We start from the raw sequence: 266 nt of genomic DNA on the forward strand, positions 1-266 counted from the left end.
AGGCAGCTCGCCCGGGCCGTGGAGAAGGAGAAGATCGGCGCGGCCGATGCCGAGGCCGCGCTCGGCCGGATCGCCAGTGTCGGCGGCACCGATGCCTTTGCGCCCTGCGACCTGGTCATCGAGGCTGCGACCGAGCGGGAGGCGATCAAGCGCCAGATCTTCGAGACCGTCGGCAAGGTGCTGGGCCCACAGGCGATCCTGGCGAGCAACACCTCGTCGATCCCGATCACCCGCCTCGCCCAGGCCGCGCCCGACGCCGGCCGGTT

At 71.8% G+C, this 266-nt stretch carries 1 protein-coding gene; it reads left to right on the forward strand.

Annotated elements, in window-relative coordinates:
- A partial coding sequence (locus NLU14_RS22055; RefSeq protein WP_275710641.1) for a 3-hydroxyacyl-CoA dehydrogenase NAD-binding domain-containing protein occupies nt 1-266 on the forward strand: 266 nt, incomplete at both ends.

The sequence above is a fragment of the Marinobacter iranensis genome (assembly GCF_029207565.1).
GTDB classification, from domain to species: domain Bacteria; phylum Pseudomonadota; class Gammaproteobacteria; order Pseudomonadales; family Oleiphilaceae; genus Marinobacter; species Marinobacter iranensis.